General features: G+C 73.2%; 19 protein-coding genes and 4 tRNA genes. 10 read left to right on the forward strand and 13 right to left on the reverse strand.

The window, feature by feature from the left end; genetic code table 11:
* Positions 1-53: 53 nt before the first annotated feature.
* From HDG69_RS02250 to HDG69_RS02260, 3 genes are all read right to left on the reverse strand, one after another.
* Positions 54-126, reverse strand: a tRNA-Phe gene (locus tag HDG69_RS02250).
* A gap of 56 nt (positions 127-182) precedes the next feature.
* A tRNA-Asp gene (locus HDG69_RS02255) sits at positions 183-256 on the reverse strand.
* Between the two features lie 135 nt (positions 257-391).
* A tRNA-Glu gene (locus HDG69_RS02260) sits at positions 392-464 on the reverse strand.
* Between the two features lie 59 nt (positions 465-523).
* On the opposite strand from HDG69_RS02260, the gene HDG69_RS02265 reads away from it, so the two are divergent.
* Complete coding sequence (locus HDG69_RS02265; RefSeq protein ID WP_171782158.1) at positions 524-886, forward strand: metallopeptidase family protein; 363 nt, start codon at positions 524-526, stop codon at positions 884-886.
* A gap of 17 nt (positions 887-903) precedes the next feature.
* Here HDG69_RS02265 and HDG69_RS02270 read toward each other — a convergent pair whose 3' ends face one another.
* Positions 904-2,079 (reverse strand): D-alanyl-D-alanine carboxypeptidase family protein, encoded by a 1,176-nt coding sequence (locus HDG69_RS02270; RefSeq protein ID WP_171782159.1) that lies wholly within the window; start codon positions 2,077-2,079, stop codon positions 904-906.
* 253 nt (positions 2,080-2,332) lie between these two features.
* Here HDG69_RS02270 and HDG69_RS02275 point away from each other — a divergent pair, with 253 nt between their 5' ends.
* Together HDG69_RS02275 and HDG69_RS02280 are read left to right on the forward strand one after the other, a co-directional pair.
* Positions 2,333-2,914 (forward strand): antibiotic biosynthesis monooxygenase, encoded by a 582-nt coding sequence (locus HDG69_RS02275; RefSeq protein WP_171782160.1) that lies wholly within the window; start codon positions 2,333-2,335, stop codon positions 2,912-2,914.
* A 58-nt stretch (positions 2,915-2,972) separates the two neighbouring features.
* Complete coding sequence (locus HDG69_RS02280; protein ID WP_171782161.1) at positions 2,973-4,697, forward strand: mechanosensitive ion channel domain-containing protein; 1,725 nt, start codon at positions 2,973-2,975, stop codon at positions 4,695-4,697.
* Between the two features lie 10 nt (positions 4,698-4,707).
* Here HDG69_RS02280 and HDG69_RS02285 read toward each other — a convergent pair whose 3' ends face one another.
* Positions 4,708-5,490 (reverse strand): glycerophosphodiester phosphodiesterase, encoded by a 783-nt coding sequence (locus HDG69_RS02285; RefSeq protein WP_343036211.1) that lies wholly within the window; start codon positions 5,488-5,490, stop codon positions 4,708-4,710.
* 141 nt (positions 5,491-5,631) lie between these two features.
* Here HDG69_RS02285 and HDG69_RS19280 point away from each other — a divergent pair, with 141 nt between their 5' ends.
* Positions 5,632-7,341 carry an acyltransferase gene (locus HDG69_RS19280; RefSeq protein WP_171782163.1) on the forward strand — a complete coding sequence of 570 codons (1,710 nt, stop codon included), beginning with the start codon at positions 5,632-5,634 and terminating at the stop codon, positions 7,339-7,341.
* A gap of 29 nt (positions 7,342-7,370) precedes the next feature.
* On the opposite strand, the gene HDG69_RS02295 is transcribed toward HDG69_RS19280, so the two are convergent.
* A tRNA-Lys gene (locus tag HDG69_RS02295) sits at positions 7,371-7,443 on the reverse strand.
* A gap of 249 nt (positions 7,444-7,692) precedes the next feature.
* Here HDG69_RS02295 and HDG69_RS02300 point away from each other — a divergent pair.
* On the forward strand, positions 7,693-7,980 hold the full coding sequence (locus tag HDG69_RS02300; RefSeq protein ID WP_171782164.1) for an iron-sulfur cluster assembly accessory protein: 288 nt from the start codon (positions 7,693-7,695) through the stop codon (positions 7,978-7,980).
* Positions 7,981-8,062: 82 nt separating this feature from the next.
* Here HDG69_RS02300 and HDG69_RS02305 read toward each other — a convergent pair whose 3' ends face one another.
* The 3 genes from HDG69_RS02305 to HDG69_RS02315 are packed head-to-tail and all read right to left on the reverse strand — an operon-like array spanning position 8,063 to position 9,605.
* Positions 8,063-8,305 carry a DUF6510 family protein gene (locus HDG69_RS02305; protein WP_171782165.1) on the reverse strand — a complete coding sequence of 81 codons (243 nt, stop codon included), beginning with the start codon at positions 8,303-8,305 and terminating at the stop codon, positions 8,063-8,065.
* Positions 8,305-9,015, reverse strand: a complete 711-nt coding sequence (locus tag HDG69_RS02310) for an FAD-binding oxidoreductase (protein ID WP_343036212.1) — start codon at positions 9,013-9,015, stop codon at positions 8,305-8,307. Before HDG69_RS02310 ends, HDG69_RS02305 begins: the two co-directional genes overlap by 1 nt.
* Positions 9,012-9,605 (reverse strand): molybdopterin-dependent oxidoreductase, encoded by a 594-nt coding sequence (locus tag HDG69_RS02315; protein WP_171782166.1) that lies wholly within the window; start codon positions 9,603-9,605, stop codon positions 9,012-9,014. The genes HDG69_RS02310 and HDG69_RS02315 overlap by 4 nt, the downstream gene beginning before the upstream one ends.
* A gap of 139 nt (positions 9,606-9,744) precedes the next feature.
* Between HDG69_RS02315 and HDG69_RS02320 the strand changes: the two genes are divergently transcribed.
* Entirely contained in the window at positions 9,745-10,566 is an 822-nt protein-coding gene (locus HDG69_RS02320; protein ID WP_171782167.1) for a DUF1206 domain-containing protein, read from the forward strand.
* An 18-nt stretch (positions 10,567-10,584) separates the two neighbouring features.
* Here HDG69_RS02320 and HDG69_RS02325 read toward each other — a convergent pair whose 3' ends face one another.
* The gene (locus HDG69_RS02325; protein WP_171782168.1) at positions 10,585-11,334 is read right to left on the reverse strand and encodes a M50 family metallopeptidase; all 750 of its coding nucleotides are present in this window, start codon (positions 11,332-11,334) and stop codon (positions 10,585-10,587) included.
* A 233-nt stretch (positions 11,335-11,567) separates the two neighbouring features.
* On the opposite strand from HDG69_RS02325, the gene HDG69_RS02330 reads away from it, so the two are divergent.
* The 3 genes from HDG69_RS02330 to HDG69_RS02340 all read left to right on the forward strand — a co-directional run bounded on the left by HDG69_RS02330 (position 11,568) and on the right by HDG69_RS02340 (position 14,165).
* Entirely contained in the window at positions 11,568-12,956 is a 1,389-nt protein-coding gene (locus HDG69_RS02330) for a DEAD/DEAH box helicase (protein WP_343036213.1), read from the forward strand.
* 62 nt (positions 12,957-13,018) lie between these two features.
* Positions 13,019-13,423 carry a peptide-methionine (R)-S-oxide reductase MsrB gene (gene msrB, locus HDG69_RS02335; RefSeq protein WP_171782170.1) on the forward strand — a complete coding sequence of 135 codons (405 nt, stop codon included), beginning with the start codon at positions 13,019-13,021 and terminating at the stop codon, positions 13,421-13,423.
* Positions 13,424-13,439: 16 nt separating this feature from the next.
* Entirely contained in the window at positions 13,440-14,165 is a 726-nt protein-coding gene (locus HDG69_RS02340) for a tyrosine-protein phosphatase (RefSeq protein WP_171782171.1), read from the forward strand.
* Here HDG69_RS02340 and HDG69_RS02345 read toward each other — a convergent pair.
* Complete coding sequence (locus tag HDG69_RS02345; protein ID WP_171782172.1) at positions 14,134-14,670, reverse strand: MarR family winged helix-turn-helix transcriptional regulator; 537 nt, start codon at positions 14,668-14,670, stop codon at positions 14,134-14,136. The two genes, HDG69_RS02340 and HDG69_RS02345, sit on opposite strands and share 32 nt — an antisense overlap.
* A 239-nt stretch (positions 14,671-14,909) precedes the next feature.
* On the opposite strand from HDG69_RS02345, the gene HDG69_RS02350 reads away from it, so the two are divergent.
* A complete protein-coding gene (locus HDG69_RS02350; RefSeq protein WP_246255950.1) occupies positions 14,910-15,800 on the forward strand; it encodes an aldo/keto reductase in 891 nt (296 codons plus the stop codon).
* Between the two features lie 21 nt (positions 15,801-15,821).
* Here the strand turns inward: HDG69_RS02350 and HDG69_RS02355 are convergent, their stop codons facing one another.
* Positions 15,822-17,429, reverse strand: coding sequence for an MDR family MFS transporter (locus tag HDG69_RS02355; protein ID WP_171782174.1), 1,608 nt, complete (start codon positions 17,427-17,429; stop codon positions 15,822-15,824).
* Positions 17,426-17,878, reverse strand: coding sequence for a MarR family winged helix-turn-helix transcriptional regulator (locus HDG69_RS02360; RefSeq protein ID WP_343036214.1), 453 nt, complete (start codon positions 17,876-17,878; stop codon positions 17,426-17,428). The genes HDG69_RS02355 and HDG69_RS02360 overlap by 4 nt, the downstream gene beginning before the upstream one ends.
* Between the last annotated feature and the right edge of the window lie 96 nt (positions 17,879-17,974).

Genomic DNA, 17,974 nt, shown 5'->3' on the forward strand with positions numbered 1-17,974 from the left:
GAGGGCCCTGCACGACGAAGACCCCCGGGCTGCTGCCCGGGGGTCTTCTGCGGTGGCTCCGACCGGCGTCGATCCGGTGACCTTTCGATTTTCAGTCGAACGCTCTACCAACTGAGCTACAGAGCCGTGCCGTGACACGAAAGCCCGGGGCGCCGTTGCCGACGAACCGGGCGCTTCATGCGCGACCCTGACGGGACTTGAACCCGCGACCTCCGCCGTGACAGGGCGGCGCGCTAACCAACTGCGCTACAGGGCCAAGATCGGGGTTGATCTCCCGATCGAGGAGCTCTTTTCGAGCCGAGGAAAAGCGTACCCCATGCTCGGCTGGATCCTGAAATCGGCTCCTGACCAGGCATTTCGTCCAGGTTCCGGCGAGCGGAGACCTCTGGAGTACCCCCAACGGGATTCGAACCCGTGCTACCGCCGTGAAAGGGCGGGGTCCTAGGCCGCTAGACGATGGGGGCCGGTCGGCACAGCATACCGGGAGGCGCGGCGTCGTCCACAGCCGCCGCCGTGAGGGAGGATGGATCGCGTGGTGGAGATGTCGCGGGAGGACTTCGAGGCAGCCGTCTCGGAAGGCCTGGACCAGGTGCCGGCCGAGCTGACGAGGCTCATGGACAACGTCGTGGTGCTGGTCGAGGACGACGCCCCGGCCGACGACCCCGGGCTGCTCGGTCTCTACGAGGGTGTGCCCCTGACCGAGCGGGGGGAGTCGTGGGCGGCAGGGTCGCTGCCGGACCGGATCACCATCTACCGCAACCCGACGCTCGCCTTCTGCGAGACGCTCGACGAGGTGGCGGACGAGGTCGCCGTCACCGTGGTCCACGAGATCGCGCACCACTTCGGGATCGAGGACGACCGGCTGCACGCGCTCGGCTGGGGCTGACCCACGGCGGAGGCGGGTCAGTCGAGCGGCGTGTACTCCCAGTGCCAGGCCTCCGGCTTCGAGCCGCCCGCACGCGCCCAGTCGGGGTTGTCCCAGCCGAACGCCGGGGCGTGCTTGCGCAGCCACGTGTACTGAGGCGTGCCGAAGGACTCGACACCGTCGCTGAGGTCGACCGCGATGCCCCATCCGTGGTTCGAGTGACCCGGCACGGCGGCCATGTGCCCCTTGAGCGCCTTCGTGGCGACCTGCGACTCGTAGGACCGGTAGGTGTCGGTGATCGAGAGGTGTCCGCCGAACTTCGCCTGGTAGGCGACGTCGAGCCGCTCGAGCTGGGCGGCGGCGTCACAGCGCAGCATCTCGCCGCCGGCGAAGGAGAGCTCGCACATCGCGTCGGACGGGATGCGCCCGTTGGCGTAGTCCGCGGTCGACCCGATCTGCCGGGCGAGCTCGGCGGCCGCGTCGGCGGCCTCCTGCTTCTGCGCGGTGAGGATCTCGGCCGGCGTGGCGGGTGCCGCCTCGATCTGGACGGTGCTCTCCGCCTCCTCGAGCAGCTCGGTGAGCTCCTCGGTGGCCGCGGTGAGCTCGGCCTCCGTGGTCGGGGCCTCCTCGGCCGCGGACGGTCGCGCGTCGGTCGTCTCCTCGTCGGCGTCGGCGTCGGCGTCGGGCTCCGGCTCGGTGTCGTTGTCGGCGTCGGGCTCGCTGCTGGCGTCCGTGCCGGGCTCGGGCAGCGCGGTGCGCATGGCCGAGCGGGAGGCAGCGGTCTCCTCGCGGGCCACCAGCATCTCGGTGAGCTGCTCGGTGCGTGCGGTGATCGCGCGCTCTTCCTTGGCCGAGAGGGCGGTCGACTCCGCGGTCACCTGCCGCGCTCGCTGCAGCGCGGCCGTCGCGGCGACCGTGGAGCTGTCGGTGGCAGTGTCGGGTGACGCCCCACCCTGGACCTTCGCCTCGGACGACGGCTCGTCGGTGGTGGGGGCCGCGACGACCGTCGTGGAGCCCGCGCTGGTCGTGCTCTCGGTCAGCGGGGTGACGGCGGTCGCCGTGCCGGCCGTGAGGGCCAGCAGAGCCATGGCGGCGGCGACGCCGGAGCGCGAGGTGCGCGCGGCGTCGACGGTGTGACGGGGGTGGAGGGCGGCGTGCCTGCCAGGCTTGCGGGTCTCGCGCTGCCAGGGCAAGGTGAAGCGACGTGTGCTCAAGGGTGATGTCCTCGGGTCTCGGGGCCGTCGTCCATCGTGGCCCCCGGTTGTGACCGGCCCCTGCAAGGGCTGCGACAGTTGCTCGACCATCTGGCGTGGGATCTGGGTGGTGTCGGTGAAGATCCGGACGGATGCCGCGAGTTGCCCCTTGACAACCGCTGTGATCGCCGCCACGTCCGCATCGTGGGACTGACAAGTCCGGTGCCGGAGAGCGACGCGGCGTGCACGTGCCGCGCACCCAACACTGGCCCGTATGAGCCCCGCCCCCGTCACCGTCTCGATCCACCGTGTCGTCAGCCCCGACCGGGTTCCTGAGGTGACGTCGTGGGTGCAGGCCGGCGTCAACCTCGCCAACCGGTGGCCAGGGTTCCTCGGTTCGGGGTGGATCCGCGCCGCGGAGGGTTCGCACGACTGGGTCATGCTCTACCGGTTCGCGGACACCGACCGGCTCGAGGCGTGGGAGAGGTCGTCCGAGCGTCGGGAGTGGCTGGCCCGCGGCGAGCACCTGGTGACCGAGCGAGGCGTCGCCCGGCGCACGGGGATCGAGGGCTGGTTCGACCCGCCGGTCCGTCAGGACGAGCCCGCCGGCGCGCCGCTGCTGCCCGCGCCGCCGCGGTGGAAGCAGTCCGTGGCGATCTGGCTCGGCTTCTTCCCGGTGAACCTCGTCTTCACCGCGCTCATGGTCTGGCTGCTGCCCGCCTTCCGCGACCTGCCGCTCGTCCTGCAGGTGCTCGTCTCGACGCTCGTGCTCACCCCGATCATGTCCTTCTGGGTGCTGCCGTGGGTCACGGGGCGGCTGCGCGGCTGGCTGCACCGCCCGTCGCGAGGAGCCTGAGCCCACGAGGGGCAGAACCCACAGCGCGCGCCCAGGTCGGCCTCCTTAGTGTGGAGGCATGTTCTCGGACAGCGACTCCCCGATCGACCCCGGCACGGTCGAGTCCGGCGTGGCACTCACCGTCACGCTGGCCTGGGCCGCCGCCGCCCTCGTCGCGGCCTATGTCGTCGTGACCCTGCTGTCGGTGCTGGTGCGGAGGTTCACGGGTCGCCGTCCGCTGCTGCACGACCTGGCGACGCGGCTGCGCCACCCGATGCGCGTGCTGCTCATGATCGTGGCCGTCTGGGTGGCCTTCCGGCTGTCGGCGCACGAGGACGAGGCCTGGTTCCCCGTCCTCCAGCACGGTCTGCTCATCGCGACGATCGTCGCGGGGGCGTGGCTCGTGGGTGCCATGGCGTTCGTGGTGGAGGACCGCACCCTCGCGAGGGTCAGCGGCTCGTCCGACGACCGGCACGCGCGGCGGGTGCAGACGCAGATCTCGATCCTGCGGCGCGTCACCGTGGCGATCATCGTGATCCTGGCCATCGCGGCGGTCCTGCTCACGTTCCCGACGGTGCGGCTGGCAGGTGCCTCCATCCTCGCCTCGGCCGGCCTGCTGTCCGTCGTCGCGGGCATCGCGGCGCAGTCCAGCCTCGCCAACGCGTTCGCCGGGATGCAGATCGCCTTCACCGACGCCATCCGCGTCGACGACGTCGTGGTGCTCGACGGCGAGTTCGGGCGGATCGAGGAGATCACGCTCACCTACGTGGTCGTGCACGCGTGGGACGACCGCCGCCTCATCCTGCCGAGCACGTACTTCACGACGACCCCGTTCGAGAACTGGACCCGGCGCGCGGCCGACCTGCTCGGCACCGTCGAGGTCGACGTGGACTTCAACGTGCCGCTGCCGGCCATGCGTGCCGAGCTCGAGCGCCTCCTCGACGCGTCCACCCTGTGGGACCAGCGCGTCGGCATCCTGCAGGTCACCGCCGCGACGGGGGGCATGGTCCAGGCCCGGGCGCTGGTCAGCGCCGCCGACGCCGGGACGCTGTGGGACCTGCGCTGCCACGTCCGCGAGGGCCTGGTGCAGTGGCTCCAGCGTGAGGCCCCCTACGCCATGCCGCGTCGGCGCTACGAGGACGCGGTGGCCCTGCCCGACGGCGGTGTGCCGGGGCCGTCGGCCGCGTCCGGGCAGGAGTCGCCCGCCGAGCCCGAGCCCCGGCCGGAGCCCCTGGAGCTGCCGGCCTCCGTGGAGCCGTCCGCGGCCTCGGCCGCCTCGGCCGCCTCGGCCGCCTCGGCCGCCTCGGCGGCGTCCGCGCCGGGGTCGCGCATCGGTCGTCGGCCCGGCAAGCCGGTGGTGGTGCCCGGCCGGTCGAGCACGAACCGTCCCCCGCGTCCGTCCGTGCTCCACCGGCAGCGCTCGCGGACCGGGGTGCCGCCGTCGGACCCGGAGGACGGCGCGACGGTGGTGCTCGGCGACGTCCCCGCCCCGCAGCGGGGTGCGGAAAAGACCACCGTGATGCCCCCCGCGCAGCCCGCCGGGCTCTACACCGGCAGCGAGGAGGCCGAGGCCCGGCGGGAGCACTTCGAGGGACCGGGCCAGGACGCGATCGACGAGCGCGAGGCGGTGGCCGAGCGGCGGATGACCGGCGAGATCGAGGTGGACGACGACGGCGAGGTGCGGCCGGCGTCGCGCGGGACGGGCCGGAACCGGCTCGCCCCGGACTCGGGCGACGGTGGGCCCACCGACGGGCCGGGGGAGGGCGGCGGGCCCGGCGACGGGGCGGGTGACGGTGGCCCGTAGCCGCCGCGTCTCAGCGCAGCAGCGTCCCGGAGCGTCCCGCGAGCCAGCCGCGCAGCTCGCCCGGCCGGTCGGTGATGATCGCGTCCACGCCGGCGGCGAGCAGGCCCTCCCACTCGCTGGTCTCGTTCGCCGTCCACGGCATCACGCGCAACCCCTGCGCGTGCGCGGTGGTGACCAGACCGGGATCGGCCAGCACGGCGGCGACCGAGGGATTGACGGCGACGACGCCGAGCTTCTCGGCGACCTGGAAGAGGTCGTGCGGTGCCTCGTTGCAGAGGAAGCCTCGCGGGAGGTGCGGTGCCGCCTCACCGAGAGCCAGGACGGTGCGCCGTCCGAAACCCTGCACGACGGTCCGGCCGGCGAGCCCGGCCCGGTCGATCGTGGCGATCGTGGGGGCGAGCTCGGCGGCCGTCCACTGCCCCTTGTACTCGCACAGCAGGTCCATGCCCGGGCGAGCGGCCACGAAGTCGATCGCCTCGGCGAACGTCGGGATCCGCTGACCGGCGAACACCGGTGAGAACCGGGACCCGGCGTCGAACCCACGGATCGTCGCGGCGTCGAGCGAGCCCACCGCACCGGTGCCGTCGGACACCCGTTCCACGACCGGGTCGTGGATGATCACGGGGACGCCGTCGGCGCTGAGCCGCACGTCCAGCTCCAGGGCCTGCGCCCCGGCGCGCCACGCCGCCTCGAAGGCGGCCAGGGTGTTCTGCGGGGCGACGGCACCGTAGCCCCGGTGGGCGACGACGACGGGTCCGTCCGGGTGGGGGGTGTCGGGCAGGAGCGTGGTCACCTGGCCCATCCTGTCGTGCGCGGGCGGGCCAGGCCAGCAGCGCCGGCGTCCGGTCGTGTCCGTTCCTGATCGTTCGCGCGGCGGGCCTGGGCAGGCGGGCGACGGTGGCCGAGACTCGGAGGTCCCCCACGAAGGAGTGCGATGAGCGACGAGGCGACGACCTCTCTCGACCGCACCGCGGTCGACTACAACCCCTGGACGCTCGCGGAAGCGGCGGGACCGGAGCAGAAGGCGCGCCAGCACGCGCTGCAGCGACGGCTTGCCGCCGAGCGTGGGTTCCGGTTCGGCGAGGGGTGCTTCCTCTCGGAGCTCGCGTCGGTCACGAACGACACGCTCGAGCTCGGTGACCGGACCTATGTGGCCGCGGGTGCCTACCTCACCGGGGACCTCGTCGCCGGCCGCGACTGCTCGATCAACCCCTACACGGTGGTGCGCGGCGCCGTCACGCTGGGCGCGGGAGTGCGCATCGGCGCCCACACCTCGTTGCTGGGCTTCAACCACACGATGGACGACCCGGACGTCGAGATCTTCCGCCAACCGTTGGTCACCGAGGGGATCACGGTGGGCGACGACGTGTGGATCGGCTCGCACGTCGTGGTGCTCGACGGCGTCACCGTGGGGGACAAGGCCGTCCTGGCAGCCGGGGCGGTGGTCACCAAGGACGTCCCGGCCGGCGCCGTCGTGGGTGGCAACCCGGCGCGCCTCATCCGGTGGCGGACCGGCCCGGCCGCCCGCACCGGCAACCGCCCCGGCGACCTCGCGGGTGCCGTGGCCGCGCTCGCGGACTCGGCCAGGGAGCAGGCGGGCCACCTCCTGGACCGCTGCTGGGACGACGGTGCCGAGCTCTTCGTCGACGCCCCCGGCGCGGTGCCGACGGTCCGCGCGCAGTGCGACGCCGTCGAGATCGCCGACCTGCTGCTGGACGGACCACCCCCGCATCGACCGGCCGAGGACGCCGCCGCGCTGCTGCGGTCGTGGCAGGACCCCACCACCGGGCTCGTCGGCGAGCTCGGGGCCGACGGCCGGCCCACCCGGCCAGGAACCTTGCTCGACGACGGCGCCGCGGCGTACCACGTCCTGGCCGTCGGCTACGCGCTCGACCTGCTGAGGAGCCGGTTCGACCACCCGATCGCCGTGGTGGCGGACCTGGACGCGGACGAGGTCGTCGAGACGCTCGCCGCCCTCGACTGGCGGGACGACGCCTGGGCGTGCGGGCACCTGGTCGACGCGCTCGGCACCGCGCTGCACTGGAACCAACGGCTCGGCCGTGCGCACCGCACCGGTGCGACGGAGGCGTTGTTCGGCTGGTTGCTGACGAGCGCCGACCCGCGCACCGGGATGTGGGGTGCCCCGAGCCGGGCTCAGGGTCTGCTCCAGATGGTCAACGGGTACTACCGCGCCGCGCGGGGCACGTTCGCACAGCACGGTCTACCCGTGCCCCACGCCGAGCGCGTCGTCGACACCGTCCTGGAGCACGTCCGTGACCCGCGCTGGTTCCGGCCCGAGCAGCAGAACGCCTGCAACGTGCTGGACGTGGCGCACCCGTTGTGGCTCACCCGCGGTGCGGGGCACCGGGGCGACGAGGTGGTCGACGTCGCCCGCGGGCTCCTGCGTGACGCGCTGGGGACCTGGAGGACGGACGAGGGCTTCGCCTTCCGAGCACCGCACCGCACGACGTCCGGGGCGCAGGGGACGACCCCCGGGCTCCAGGGCACAGAGATGTGGCTGGCCGTCGTCTGGTACCTCGCGGACCTCGCCGGCGTCAGCGACGAGCTCGGCTACCGTCCGCGTGGTGTGCACCGACCGGAGCCGGTTGCCGCCCTCGGCGAGTCGGTGCGCCGGCGCTGGTGAGGTGGTGGCGAAGTGCTTGGTCGGAAGGGTGGGCCCCCCGGGGATCGAACCCGGAACCCGCGGATTAAAAGTCCGCTGCTCTGCCAGTTGAGCTAGAGGCCCGCCGCCCGCTCGGCGTGCGAGCTGCGGCTGCGGGTCAGCCTACGCGGGAGGAGTGCGGGGCGGGACGGGAGCGGCTCGGGGTGTGACCAGCCTCTCGAGGCCCGGAGGGCAGCCTACGTCCGGCCCCGCGACCTGGCAGGGGATGTCTCGTCCTGCGAGAGATCGCGCGGCGATCCGGTCCCCGCGTTGCGTGAAGCCCCGGGTTGCTGCTTCGGTGGAGGCGTCGCGTACCCGACGAGAGGAGCCACCATGCTCACCGTGACGGACAACGCTCGCACCGCCGTCGAGTCGCTGGCCCAGCAGGCCGGCGTCCCGAGCGAGGGCGGGCTGCGGATCGCGCAGTCCACCGACCGACCGGGCAACTTCGAGCTCGCGCTCGTCCCCGCCCCCCAGCCCGACGACGCCGTCGTCGACGACTCCGGCGAGACCAAGGTCTTCGTCGACAACGAGGCTGCCGACGCGCTCGACGCGCTGCAGCTCGACGCCGAGCCCTCGACCGAGGGCCCGGGCTTCGTGCTCACGCCGCAGCAGGCCTGAGCGCCCCTGACTCTGGCGGACGGCGGGTCTCCCCTCGAGGAGGCCCGCCGTCGTGCTGCTGCGTGACCCGGTGGCGCTCCGGTCAGCCGCGCACCCAGGCCAGGCCACGGGCGGACACCTGGACGCCGTCAGGGCGCTCGACCACGACCATCAGCACGCCGCCGCACCCGCGGCATCGGACGACCTGCCCCATGGGATGGTCGAACACGACCGCGCGGGCGAGCACGGCGACGTCTGCGCACCCGGCGCACCGCCCGGTCGCGACCGTCACGTCGAGCGCCCACACCTCGGCCAGCGATCCGGCGAGCACGTTCCCGTCGAGCATCACGCACCTCCGAAACGTTCGGTCCTGACCAGATCAGGATCGTGCCCGGCGTCGAGCAGCAGCGCCGCCGCGGCCTCCACGAACCCCGTGGGACCGCAGACGAAGACGCGCGGACTCTCGCCGGGCGCGAGCACGTGCGCGGCGACGTCGTCGGCCGAGAGCCGCCCCGCCGGGCGGGTGACACCCGGCGGGACCTCGCGGGTGTAGACCCAGGTGGTCTCCACCCCGGGCGACGACGACAGCTCGTCGGCCCAGAAGGCGTCCGCCCGTGTGCGCACGGAGCACAGCAGCCGGAACGGGGCGGGCGAGCCGGCCGCCGCCCGGGACCGCACCATCGCCGCCAGCGGGACGACGCCGGAACCACCCGCGACGAGCTGCACCGGTCCGACGTCGTCGGGCCGCCACACGAAGAAGCCGCCCAGCGGCCCTCGGACCTCCATGCGGTCACCCACCTGCGCGTCGTCGACCAGAAAGCCCGAGACCTCACCACCGGGAATCCGGTCCACCGCGATCTCGACGACCTCGTCGCGGCCGACCCGCGCCAGCGAGTACGCACGGACCGCCTGGTAGCCGTCGGGAGCCGTCAGGCGCAGGTCGACGTGCTGGCCGGCGACGGCCTCCACGAACCCCGGCACCGACAGCGTCAGGGCCCGTGCGCTCGCCGTCAGGCGCTCGACCGCCACGACCTGGGCGACGTGCCACAGGCTCACGAGTAGCGCTGCTCCGACCAGGGGTCGCCGTACAGGTGGTAGCCGTTCTGCTCCCAGAACCCCGGCTCGTCGTGCTCGTGCAGCACCAGCCCCCGCAACCACTTGGCCGACTTCCAGAAGTAGAGGTGGGGGACCAGGAGCCGGACCGGGCCCCCGTGCACCGGCGCCAGCGGCTCGCCCTCGTACTCGAAGACGACCCAGGCGCGGCCGTCCAGCAGGTCGTCCAGCGGCAGGTTCGTCGTGTAGCCGCCGTACGAGTGCGCCACGACGAAGTCGGCGGCCGTCTCGACGTCCTCGAAGAACGCGTCGACCGGTACGCCCCGCCAGTGCGTGTCGTGCTTGGACCAGCGGGTCACGCAGTGGATGTCCACCGTGACGTCCTCGGCGGGGAGCGCCTGGAGGGCCGCCCGGTCCCAACGATGCTCCGTGCCCGACTCCGTGCGGACGGTGAGCTCCCAGCGCGACGCGTCGACGTTCGGTGTCGGGCCCGTCGACAGCACCGGGAAGTCCTGCGTCAGGTGCTGCCCGGGGGGCAGCGGTCGCTCGGGCTCGGGACGGCGGCCGCCGAACCCTCGGGTGAACACGGCCATGACGCCTCCTGGTGTCGAGGTCTCCGGACCAGTGTCGCGCGGCACCGGCCGGTTGGCGCGCGGTGGCGCTGGCGGGCGGCACCGATGTGCGACAGGGTGGCGGCGACGCCGCGAGACCCGTGGCCGACGGAGGTGACCTGTGTCCACAGGAGGACGAACGCACGGCGCGGCCCACCGCGCCCGTCAGAGCACGTGGCTGCGCACCCTGGCCCGTTCCGGCTACGCCGCCTCGGGTGTCGTGCACCTGCTCATCGGCTGGCTGGCGGTCCGGCTGGCGTTCGGTTCGTCCTCGGGCAGCGCCGACGAGTCAGGGGCCTTCCGCGAGCTCGCGAGCACCGCCGGCGGGACGTTGATCCTGTGGGCGGTGACCGTCGGCTTCGCCGCCCTCGCGCTGTGGCAGATCGTCGAGGCGCTGGTCGGGGTGCCCGGCACGGACGACGCGAAGGAGGCCGGTGCGCGGATCAAGGCCGCGGGCAAGGGCATCCTCTACGGCGTGCTGGCCGTCAGCGCCGGCCGTTACGCCGTCGGTGGCGGTTCCGGTGGGGGTGGAGAACAGCAGGAGAGCCTGACGGCGACCGTCCTGGAAACCCCGGCGGGCCGCTGGCTGGTGGCCGCGGGCGGCCTGGTCGTCGTGGGCGTCGGGGTCTTCCACGTGGTCAAGGGGTGGCGCAAGAAGTTCCTCGAGGACCTGCGCAGCACCGGCGGCGGGACGGTCGGTGCCGCCGTCGTCCGGCTCGGTCAGGTCGGCTACGTCGCCAAGGGCGTGGCGCTCGGGGTCCTGGGCGGGCTCTTCGTCGCCGCGGGTGTCACGCACGACGCCGACAAGGCGGGCGGCCTCGACGACGCGTTGCGCACGATCCAGGACCAGCCGTTCGGCACGGCCCTGCTGGTCGTCACCGGCGTCGGCATCGCGGCGTACGGCGCCTACTCGTTCGCGCGGGCCCGGTACGCGAAGGTCTGAGACGCGGCGTGCCGCGGCTCAGGCGGCGACCGGGCCGACGATCCACCCGCCGCCCAGCACGAGGCAGCCGAGCGTGACGAGCCCGAACACGACGACCCACACGAGACCGGGCACGCCGGTGAGGCGACCGAGCTGGTCGGCGTCGGACGACCGTGCCCGCCCGCGGGCCCGCTGCGCCTGCAGCTCGAAGACCGGCCGGACCGCGCCGAGCAGCAGGAACCAGGTCACGGCGTAGGCGACGGCGGACTGCGCGGCGGGCTCGAGCCACCAGGAGACCCCGACCAGTGCCGCCCCGCTGACCAGCACGGACCACAGCCCGAACCAGTTCCGGATCTTGAGCAGCAGCAGGGCCAGCAGCGCGACGAGGAGCCACAGCAGCCCGACGGCGTAGCCCGCCCGCAGCAGCCACGCGGCGCCGAGCCCCACCAGGCCCGGGCCCACGTACCCGGCGAAGGCGGTGAGGATCATCCCGAGCCCGCGGGGCCGTCCCGCGGTGACGGTCAGGCCCGAGGTGTCCGAGTGCAGGCGGATGCCGTCCAGGCGGCGACCGGTGAGCATCGCGACGACCGCGTGCGCACCCTCGTGCGCGATGGTCACCACGTGCCGGGCCACGCGCCACACGGGCCCGACCGCCACGACGGCGAGGGCCACCAGGGCGACGGCGAGCACGACGGTCTGGTCCGGCGGGTCCACCGGGGTGGTGGCCGCGGTCCAGATCTGTCCGAGCACGTCGCCGGCGGTCGTGAAGAAGTCGTCCACGCGCCACATTGGACCATGCCCGTCTGAGTGTCCGCCCTGCTACCTGTGGGGTGTGTCATAGGGGTGCGGGCCGCCTGGCGTGCAACAATCGGTCCGAGAGGGCAGTGCGATCCAGCGCGCCCCACGTCGTGGAGATCCCCCCGGATTGCGTGCGGCGGACCCCGACCCCGGGCGTCGTCCGACGCCCCAGAGAGGCATCTTCCTTGACTACCTTTGCCGATTTCGGCCTGCCGACCCCTGTCGTGAAGCACCTGACGGACGCCGGCATCACTACTCCCTTCCCCATCCAGGCGGCGTCGCTGAACGACACGCTGGCCGGGACCGACGTCCTCGGCCGCGGCCGCACGGGCTCCGGCAAGACGCTGGCGTTCTCGCTGCCGGTCGTGACGCGCCTGGCCCGTGAGACGGCGCAGAACAAGGCCGCAGGCCGTCGCGGGCTGCGCTCGGCGGCGCCTCGCGCGCTCGTGCTCTGCCCGACCCGTGAGCTCGCCAACCAGATCGACGCGGTCATGAAGCCGATCGCCCAGGCGCTCGGCCTGCGCACCGCGACGATCTTCGGCGGCGTCGCGCAGTCGCGCCAGGTCACCGCGCTCAACCAGGGCGTCGACATCGTCATCGCGTGCCCCGGGCGTCTCGAGGACCTGCTCAACCAGCGGCTCCTGACGCTCGACGACATCTCGATCACCGTGCTCGACGAGGCCGACCACATGGCCGACCTCGGGTTCCTCCCGGGCGTCAAGCGCATCATGGACCGCACGCCGCGCGAGGGTCAGCGCCTGCTGTTCTCGGCGACGCTGGACAACGGCGTCGACGTGCTGGTCAAGCGCTTCCTGAAGAACCCGGTGACGCACTCGGTGGACGACGCCGCGGCGCCGCCGCCGCAGATGACGCACCACATCCTCGCGGTGGCGGACAAGGACGCGAAGAAGGAGGTCGTGCACCAGCTCGCGCAGGGGACCGGGCGTCGCGTGCTGTTCATGCGCACCAAGCACCAGGCGAAGAAGCTCGCCAAGCAGCTCACGGCCGCGGGCGTGCCGGCGGTCGACCTGCACGGCAACCTCGGCCAGGGCGCCCGCGAGCGCAACCTCGCGGCGTTCTCCTCCGGTGACGTCAAGGTCATGGTCGCCACGGACATCGCCGCGCGCGGCATCCACGTCGACGAGGTCGAGCTGGTCGTGCACGTGGACCCGCCGGCCGAGCACAAGGCGTACCTGCACCGCTCCGGCCGCACGGCCCGCGCGGGCTCGGTGGGCGACGTCGTGACGGTCATGCTCCCCGAGGAGCGGGGCGACGTGCGCGACCTGACCCGCAAGGCCCGCATCGCCGCCCGCCCGCAGCCGGTGGCTCCGGGCGACCCGGTGATCACCGCCCTCGTGGGCGAGGTGGCGGCGTACGTGAAGCCGGCTCCGCCGGTCGAGCAGCAGCAGCCGGCGCGCAAGAAGCCGCAGGGCCAGCGATCCGGCGGCGGTCAGGGCGGCGGCGGCCGACGGACCGGCCAGGGTGCGGCGCAGACCCCGGGGACGTCCTCGGGCGGTCGCAACCGCCGTCGTCGTGGCCGGGGTGGCCAGGGTGCTGCGGGCGGCCGTGCGACCCAGGGTGCGGCGCAGGGCGCCTCCCGCGGGCGTCGCTGAGAACCTGTGCGTGACGACGGCCGGGCGGGAACACCGCCCGGCCGTCGCCTGTTGACCAGGACATGACGTACGAGGTGTCCAAGAGCGAGGACGAGTGGCGCGTCGAGCTGTCGCCGCAGGAGTTCACGGTGCTGCGGCAGGCCGGCACGGAGCGCGCGTGGACCGGTGAGCTGCTCGACGAGAAGCGCGAGGGCGTCTACCGATGCCGGGCGTGCGGCAACGAGCTGTTCCGCAGCGAGACGAAGTTCGACTCGCACTGCGGCTGGCCGTCGTTCTACACGCCGCTGGCCGGCGAACGCGTCGAGCTGATCGAGGACCGGTCGCTCGGCATGCTGCGGACCGAGGTTCGCTGTGCCCGGTGCGGCTCGCACCTGGGCCACGTCTTCGACGACGCGCCGCAGACGCCGACGGGCGACCGCTTCTGCATGAACTCGGTCAGCCTGTCGTTCGAGCCCGCGACACGGTAGCCGCTACCGTCGGGACATGAGCGTCGAGATCTCCGCCGTCCCCGACCGGCTCGTGAACCTCCGCGACGTCGGGACCGCCTCGCCCGAGCTGCGGACCGGTGTGCTGCTGCGGTCCGACGCGCCCCGCGCCGACGACGTCGTGCCTGCGGACGTGGTGTGGCCACCGCGCACGGTGCTCGACCTGCGTGACGGCGGCGAGGCCCGGGAGGCGCACCCGCTCGCCGAGGTCGCGACGGTGGTCTCCCTGCCGGTGCTGGCCGGTGCCACCACCCGGGCCGAGACGTCGTCGCAGCCGGTCCCCTTCGACCTGGGCCGGCTGTACCTGGAGATGCTCGAGGAGCCGGGCGCGACCCGGCTCGTGGCGGGCGTCCGGGCGGTCGCCGTCGACGACGGCCCGGTGCTGGTGCACTGCACCGCGGGCAAGGACCGCACGGGCGTGCTCGTCGCCCTGGTCCTGGCGCTCGTCGGGGTGGACCGGGCGAGCATCGTCACGGACTACGTGCGCACCGACGTGAACATGCCGCAGGTGCTGTCCCGTGCGCGGGCGACGGCCCGTGCCCCGCGCCGTGACGCGCACGTTATCGCGGCGCTGCCTCCCGAGCTCCTCACGGCGCCCCCGCACGCCGTCGAGGCTGTGCTCGATGCTCTCGCCGCGCACGACGACGGAGCGGTCGGATGGTTCGCCGCGCACGGCGGCGACCAGGCGACGCTCAGCGCGCTGCGTGAGCGTCTGCTGCGCTGAGCCTGAGCTGCGCCGCGCCCTGCTGGCTGCCGAGCCACGCGACGACGTCCGCCGAGTAGTGGTTCAGCAGCCGGGCGAGCTCGGCGACCTCGTCCTTGTCCCACTGCGTCAGTGCGGCCTCGAGCATCGTCACGCGGGCGTCGCGCGCCTTCTGGAAGCGGGCCGCGCCGTCGTCGGTGAGGGTGATCTGCTGCCCACGTGTGTCCTCGGGGTCCGTCTCGCGGTGCACGAGGCCCAGCTCGGCGAGGCGGCTCAGCTGCCGCGACACGGTGGCGCGGCCGACGCCGAAGTGCGCGGCGAGGTCGGACCCGCGCGTGCCCGGGTGCATCGCGATGTGCGCGAGCAGAGGGTAGGCCGACGCCTCCAGCTCCGGGTGGATGAGGCGTGCGGTCAGCGCCGAGGTGGACTGAGCTCGTCGGATGAGAACACGCACCTCACGCTCGAGGGCGCCGAACGGGTCGGTCTGCGGGTCCGGCGGTGCGGGGAGCGGGGCGGTGTCGTGCATGGGCCCATCATGGCCTTCCCTGGAGAGCGCCGGGACCTTTCGCGGGTCACGATTTGAGGTCGAGGGGCTTCTGGGCGGGTGAAATGCGCCCGTAGGCTCGTTCCATGACCCTGTCAGCGCTTTCCCGTGTCCCTCGCCCTGTGTCCGTCCCGGCCCCCGGTGGCCCCGGGTGGTCGCGTCCGTTGCCGACCGGTCTCACCGTCAGCGCCGTGTGCGCCGGGGGGAGCCCGCTGGGTTCCATGCCAGGGGTCTTCGGCTACGGCGTGGCCCCGGACCGGGCCGTGGAGACGGTGCTCGCCGTGCTCGAGTCCGACGTGCGGTTCCTGGACACCGCCAACGGCTACTCCGACGGCGAGAGCGAGCGGCGGATCGGCCTCGGGCTGGCCGCGTACCGCGAGCGCCACGGATCTCTGCCCGAGGACTTCGTCGTGGCCACCAAGGTCGACCCGCGCGACGGGGACTACTCGGGGGACCGGGTGCGCCGGTCGGTGGACGAGTCCCGCGAGCGGCTCGGCCTGGACCACCTGCCCCTGGTGCACCTGCACGACCCGGAGAACTTCGACTTCGCGGAGCTGACGGCGCCGGGCGGTGCGGTGGACGCCCTGCTGGCGCTGCGCGAGTCGGGCGAGATCGGGGCGGTCGGGCTCGCCGGCGGCCCGGTGCCGGAGATGCGGCGCTACCTGGACCTCGGCGTCTTCGACGTGCTGCTCGTCCACAACCGGTGGACGCTCGTGGACCGGTCGGCGGGGTCGCTGGTCGCGGCCGCCGCCGAGCGAGGGACGGGCGTGCTCAACGCCGCGGTCTACGGCGGCGGGATCCTGGCGCAGCAGACGCCGTCGGCGGACCGGCCCAGCGCGACCCGCTACGGCTACCGCGAGGCGCCGCCGGAGACGCTCGCCGCCGTCGACGGCCTGCGCGAGCTGTGCTCACGGCACGGCACCACGCTGGCGACGGCGGCGCTGCAGTTCTCGGTGCGCGACCCGCGGGTGGCCTCGACGATCGTGGGGATCTCGCGACCGGAGCGGGTCGCGCAGACGCTGGCGGCCCTCGACGCACCGTTGCCGCAGGACTTCTGGGACGAGGTCGAGGAGCTGCTGCCCGGGTCGCAGGCCTGGCTCGACGGAGCCTGAGCTGCGACCCGGGCCACCGGGCTACCGCCCGGTGGTGCCCGCCTGCTGCGCGGCCAGGTCCCGGGCCTGCTCGATGCCGGAACGTTCGGACAGCGGGATCTCCCGGATGAAGCAGATCGCCACCAGCGCCACCACGGCCAGGGGCACGGCGACGAGGAAGATCCCGGTGATGCCGTCGGTGTAGGCACCGGCGACGACGTCCACGACGGGCGCGGGCAGCTGCGACATGTCGGGCACGGCTCCGGCGGGACCGCCCACGGCCGAGGCGGGGACGCCGAGCGCGGCGAGGCCCGAGGCGAGGTCGTCCTTGACGTGGCTCGCCAGGACGGCGCCGAGCACGGAGACGCCGACGGCGCCACCGAGCGAGCGGAAGAACGCGACGGTGGCGGTGCCGGCGCCCATCTCGCGCACGTCGAGCGTGTTCTGCGTCGCCAGCACCAGGTTCTGCATGAGTGCGCCGACGGACAGCCCGAGGCCGAACAAGTACACCGAGACGACGACGAAGCTGGTGTCCGTCCCGATGGTCGACATCCCGAACAGCGACGCCGTCAGCACCGCAGCACCGCCGACCATGATCGCCTTGTAGCGCCCGGTGCGGGAGATGATCCGCCCGAGCACGATGCCGCCGAGCATGGTGCCGACCACCATGGGGATGGTGAGCAGGCCGGCCTCGGTGGGGGTCTTGCCGCGGGCGAGCTGCAGGTACTGCGAGAGGAACACCGCGGTGCCGAACATGGCCACGCCCACGGCCGCGGAGGCGACGATGGACAGGACGAACGTGCGGTTGCGGAACAGGTGCAGCGGGATGATCGGCTCGGACACCTTCCGCTCGACCAGCACGGCGACGGCGAGGGAGACGACGGCGCCGCCCACCATCGCGCCCGTCTGCCAGGAGGCCCAGGCGAACTGGTCGCCCGCGAAGGTGACCCAGACCAGGAGCAGCGCGACGCCGAGGGCGATGAGCGTGGCCCCGAGGTAGTCGATGGTGACCTTGCGCCGGCCACGGGCGGGCAGGTGGAGGGTCTTCTGCAGCACGATCAGAGCGGCGACGGCGAAGGGCACACCGACGAAGAACGTCCAGCGCCAGCCGAGGAACGAGTCGGTGATGACGCCGCCCATCAGCGGACCGCCGATCTGTGCCACGGCCATGACGCCGCCCATCAGGCCCATGTACTTGCCACGCTCGCGGGGGCTGATGATGTCAGACATCAGGACGGTGGCGAGGGACATGAGGCCACCGGCGCCGACACCCTGCAGGGCGCGGAACGTGATGAGGGTCCCCATGTCCTGGGAGAAGCCGGCGGCCGCGGCGGACACGACGGTGATCACCAGGGCGACCTGGATGAGCACCTTGCGGTTCGTCAGGTCCGCCAGCTTGCCCCACAGCGGCGTGGACACCGTCATCGTGAGCAGCATGGCCGTGACGACCCAGGTGTAGGAGTGCTGGGAGCCGCCGAGGTCCGCCACGATGCGCGGCAGCGCCGTCGACGTGATGGTGGTCGCGAGCAGCGACACGAAGACGCCGAGCAGGATCCCGGAGAGCGCCTCGAGCGTCTCGCGCCGGCTCATGGCGGGGTTCGCGCCGGCGACGGTGTCGACGAGAGGAGCGGGTCGGGTGGTGTCGGTCATCGGGGCGGGGCCTCCTGGGTCATGGTGCTGAGGGCGGCCGCGACGTTGCGGATCTGGGTGATGGCGTCGGCGAGGCCGGCCGCGGACCAGTCCGCGAAGGCCTCGTCGACCAGCTCGTCGAAGTAGCGGTCGGACTCCGCGGCGAACGCGTGCCCGGCGTCGGTGAGCTCGAGCGTCCGGGCGCGACGGTCGGACGGGTCGACCGTGCGACGGAGGAACCCGGCGTCGACCAGCGCACTCACCTGGCGGCTGGCGACGGAGGCGTCGACACGCAGCACGTCGGCGACCTCGCAGAGCTGGGCAGGGCCTCGCGACCGGAGCATCCGGACGACGCCGAGCCCGGCGCGGGGCCGGTCGAGGTCTCGCGCGATCCGTGCGGACGCCTCGCGCTGGGCGCGCGCGAGGGACTCCAGCGCGCTCACGAGCGCGGTCGCGGCACCTTCCGGCACGACAGCTCCTTTCGTTGCTCCGGGAAACAGTAGGATAGATGCTTGCGTCAAGCAAGTATTGCCCCGGAACATTCCCGCACGACGACGGCGGCCTGC

Origin of the sequence: Isoptericola halotolerans (assembly GCF_013149785.1) — a bacterium.
Lineage (GTDB): Bacteria > Actinomycetota > Actinomycetes > Actinomycetales > Cellulomonadaceae > Isoptericola > Isoptericola halotolerans.

Coding starts and splice junctions, on each gene's coding strand:
- HDG69_RS02265 (WP_171782158.1), top strand. CDS start 524: ATGGATCGCGTGGTGGAGATGTCGCGGGAGGACTTCGAGGCAGCCGTC.
- HDG69_RS02275 (WP_171782160.1), top strand. CDS start 2,333: ATGAGCCCCGCCCCCGTCACCGTCTCGATCCACCGTGTCGTCAGCCCC.
- HDG69_RS02280 (WP_171782161.1), top strand. CDS start 2,973: ATGTTCTCGGACAGCGACTCCCCGATCGACCCCGGCACGGTCGAGTCC.
- HDG69_RS19280 (WP_171782163.1), top strand. CDS start 5,632: ATGAGCGACGAGGCGACGACCTCTCTCGACCGCACCGCGGTCGACTAC.
- HDG69_RS02300 (WP_171782164.1), top strand. CDS start 7,693: ATGCTCACCGTGACGGACAACGCTCGCACCGCCGTCGAGTCGCTGGCC.
- HDG69_RS02305 (WP_171782165.1), bottom strand. CDS start 8,305: ATGCTCGACGGGAACGTGCTCGCCGGATCGCTGGCCGAGGTGTGGGCG.
- HDG69_RS02315 (WP_171782166.1), bottom strand. CDS start 9,605: ATGGCCGTGTTCACCCGAGGGTTCGGCGGCCGCCGTCCCGAGCCCGAG.
- HDG69_RS02325 (WP_171782168.1), bottom strand. CDS start 11,334: ATGTGGCGCGTGGACGACTTCTTCACGACCGCCGGCGACGTGCTCGGA.
- msrB (WP_171782170.1), top strand. CDS start 13,019: ATGACGTACGAGGTGTCCAAGAGCGAGGACGAGTGGCGCGTCGAGCTG.
- HDG69_RS02340 (WP_171782171.1), top strand. CDS start 13,440: ATGAGCGTCGAGATCTCCGCCGTCCCCGACCGGCTCGTGAACCTCCGC.
- HDG69_RS02345 (WP_171782172.1), bottom strand. CDS start 14,670: ATGCACGACACCGCCCCGCTCCCCGCACCGCCGGACCCGCAGACCGAC.
- HDG69_RS02350 (WP_246255950.1), top strand. CDS start 14,910: ATGCCAGGGGTCTTCGGCTACGGCGTGGCCCCGGACCGGGCCGTGGAG.
- HDG69_RS02355 (WP_171782174.1), bottom strand. CDS start 17,429: ATGACCGACACCACCCGACCCGCTCCTCTCGTCGACACCGTCGCCGGC.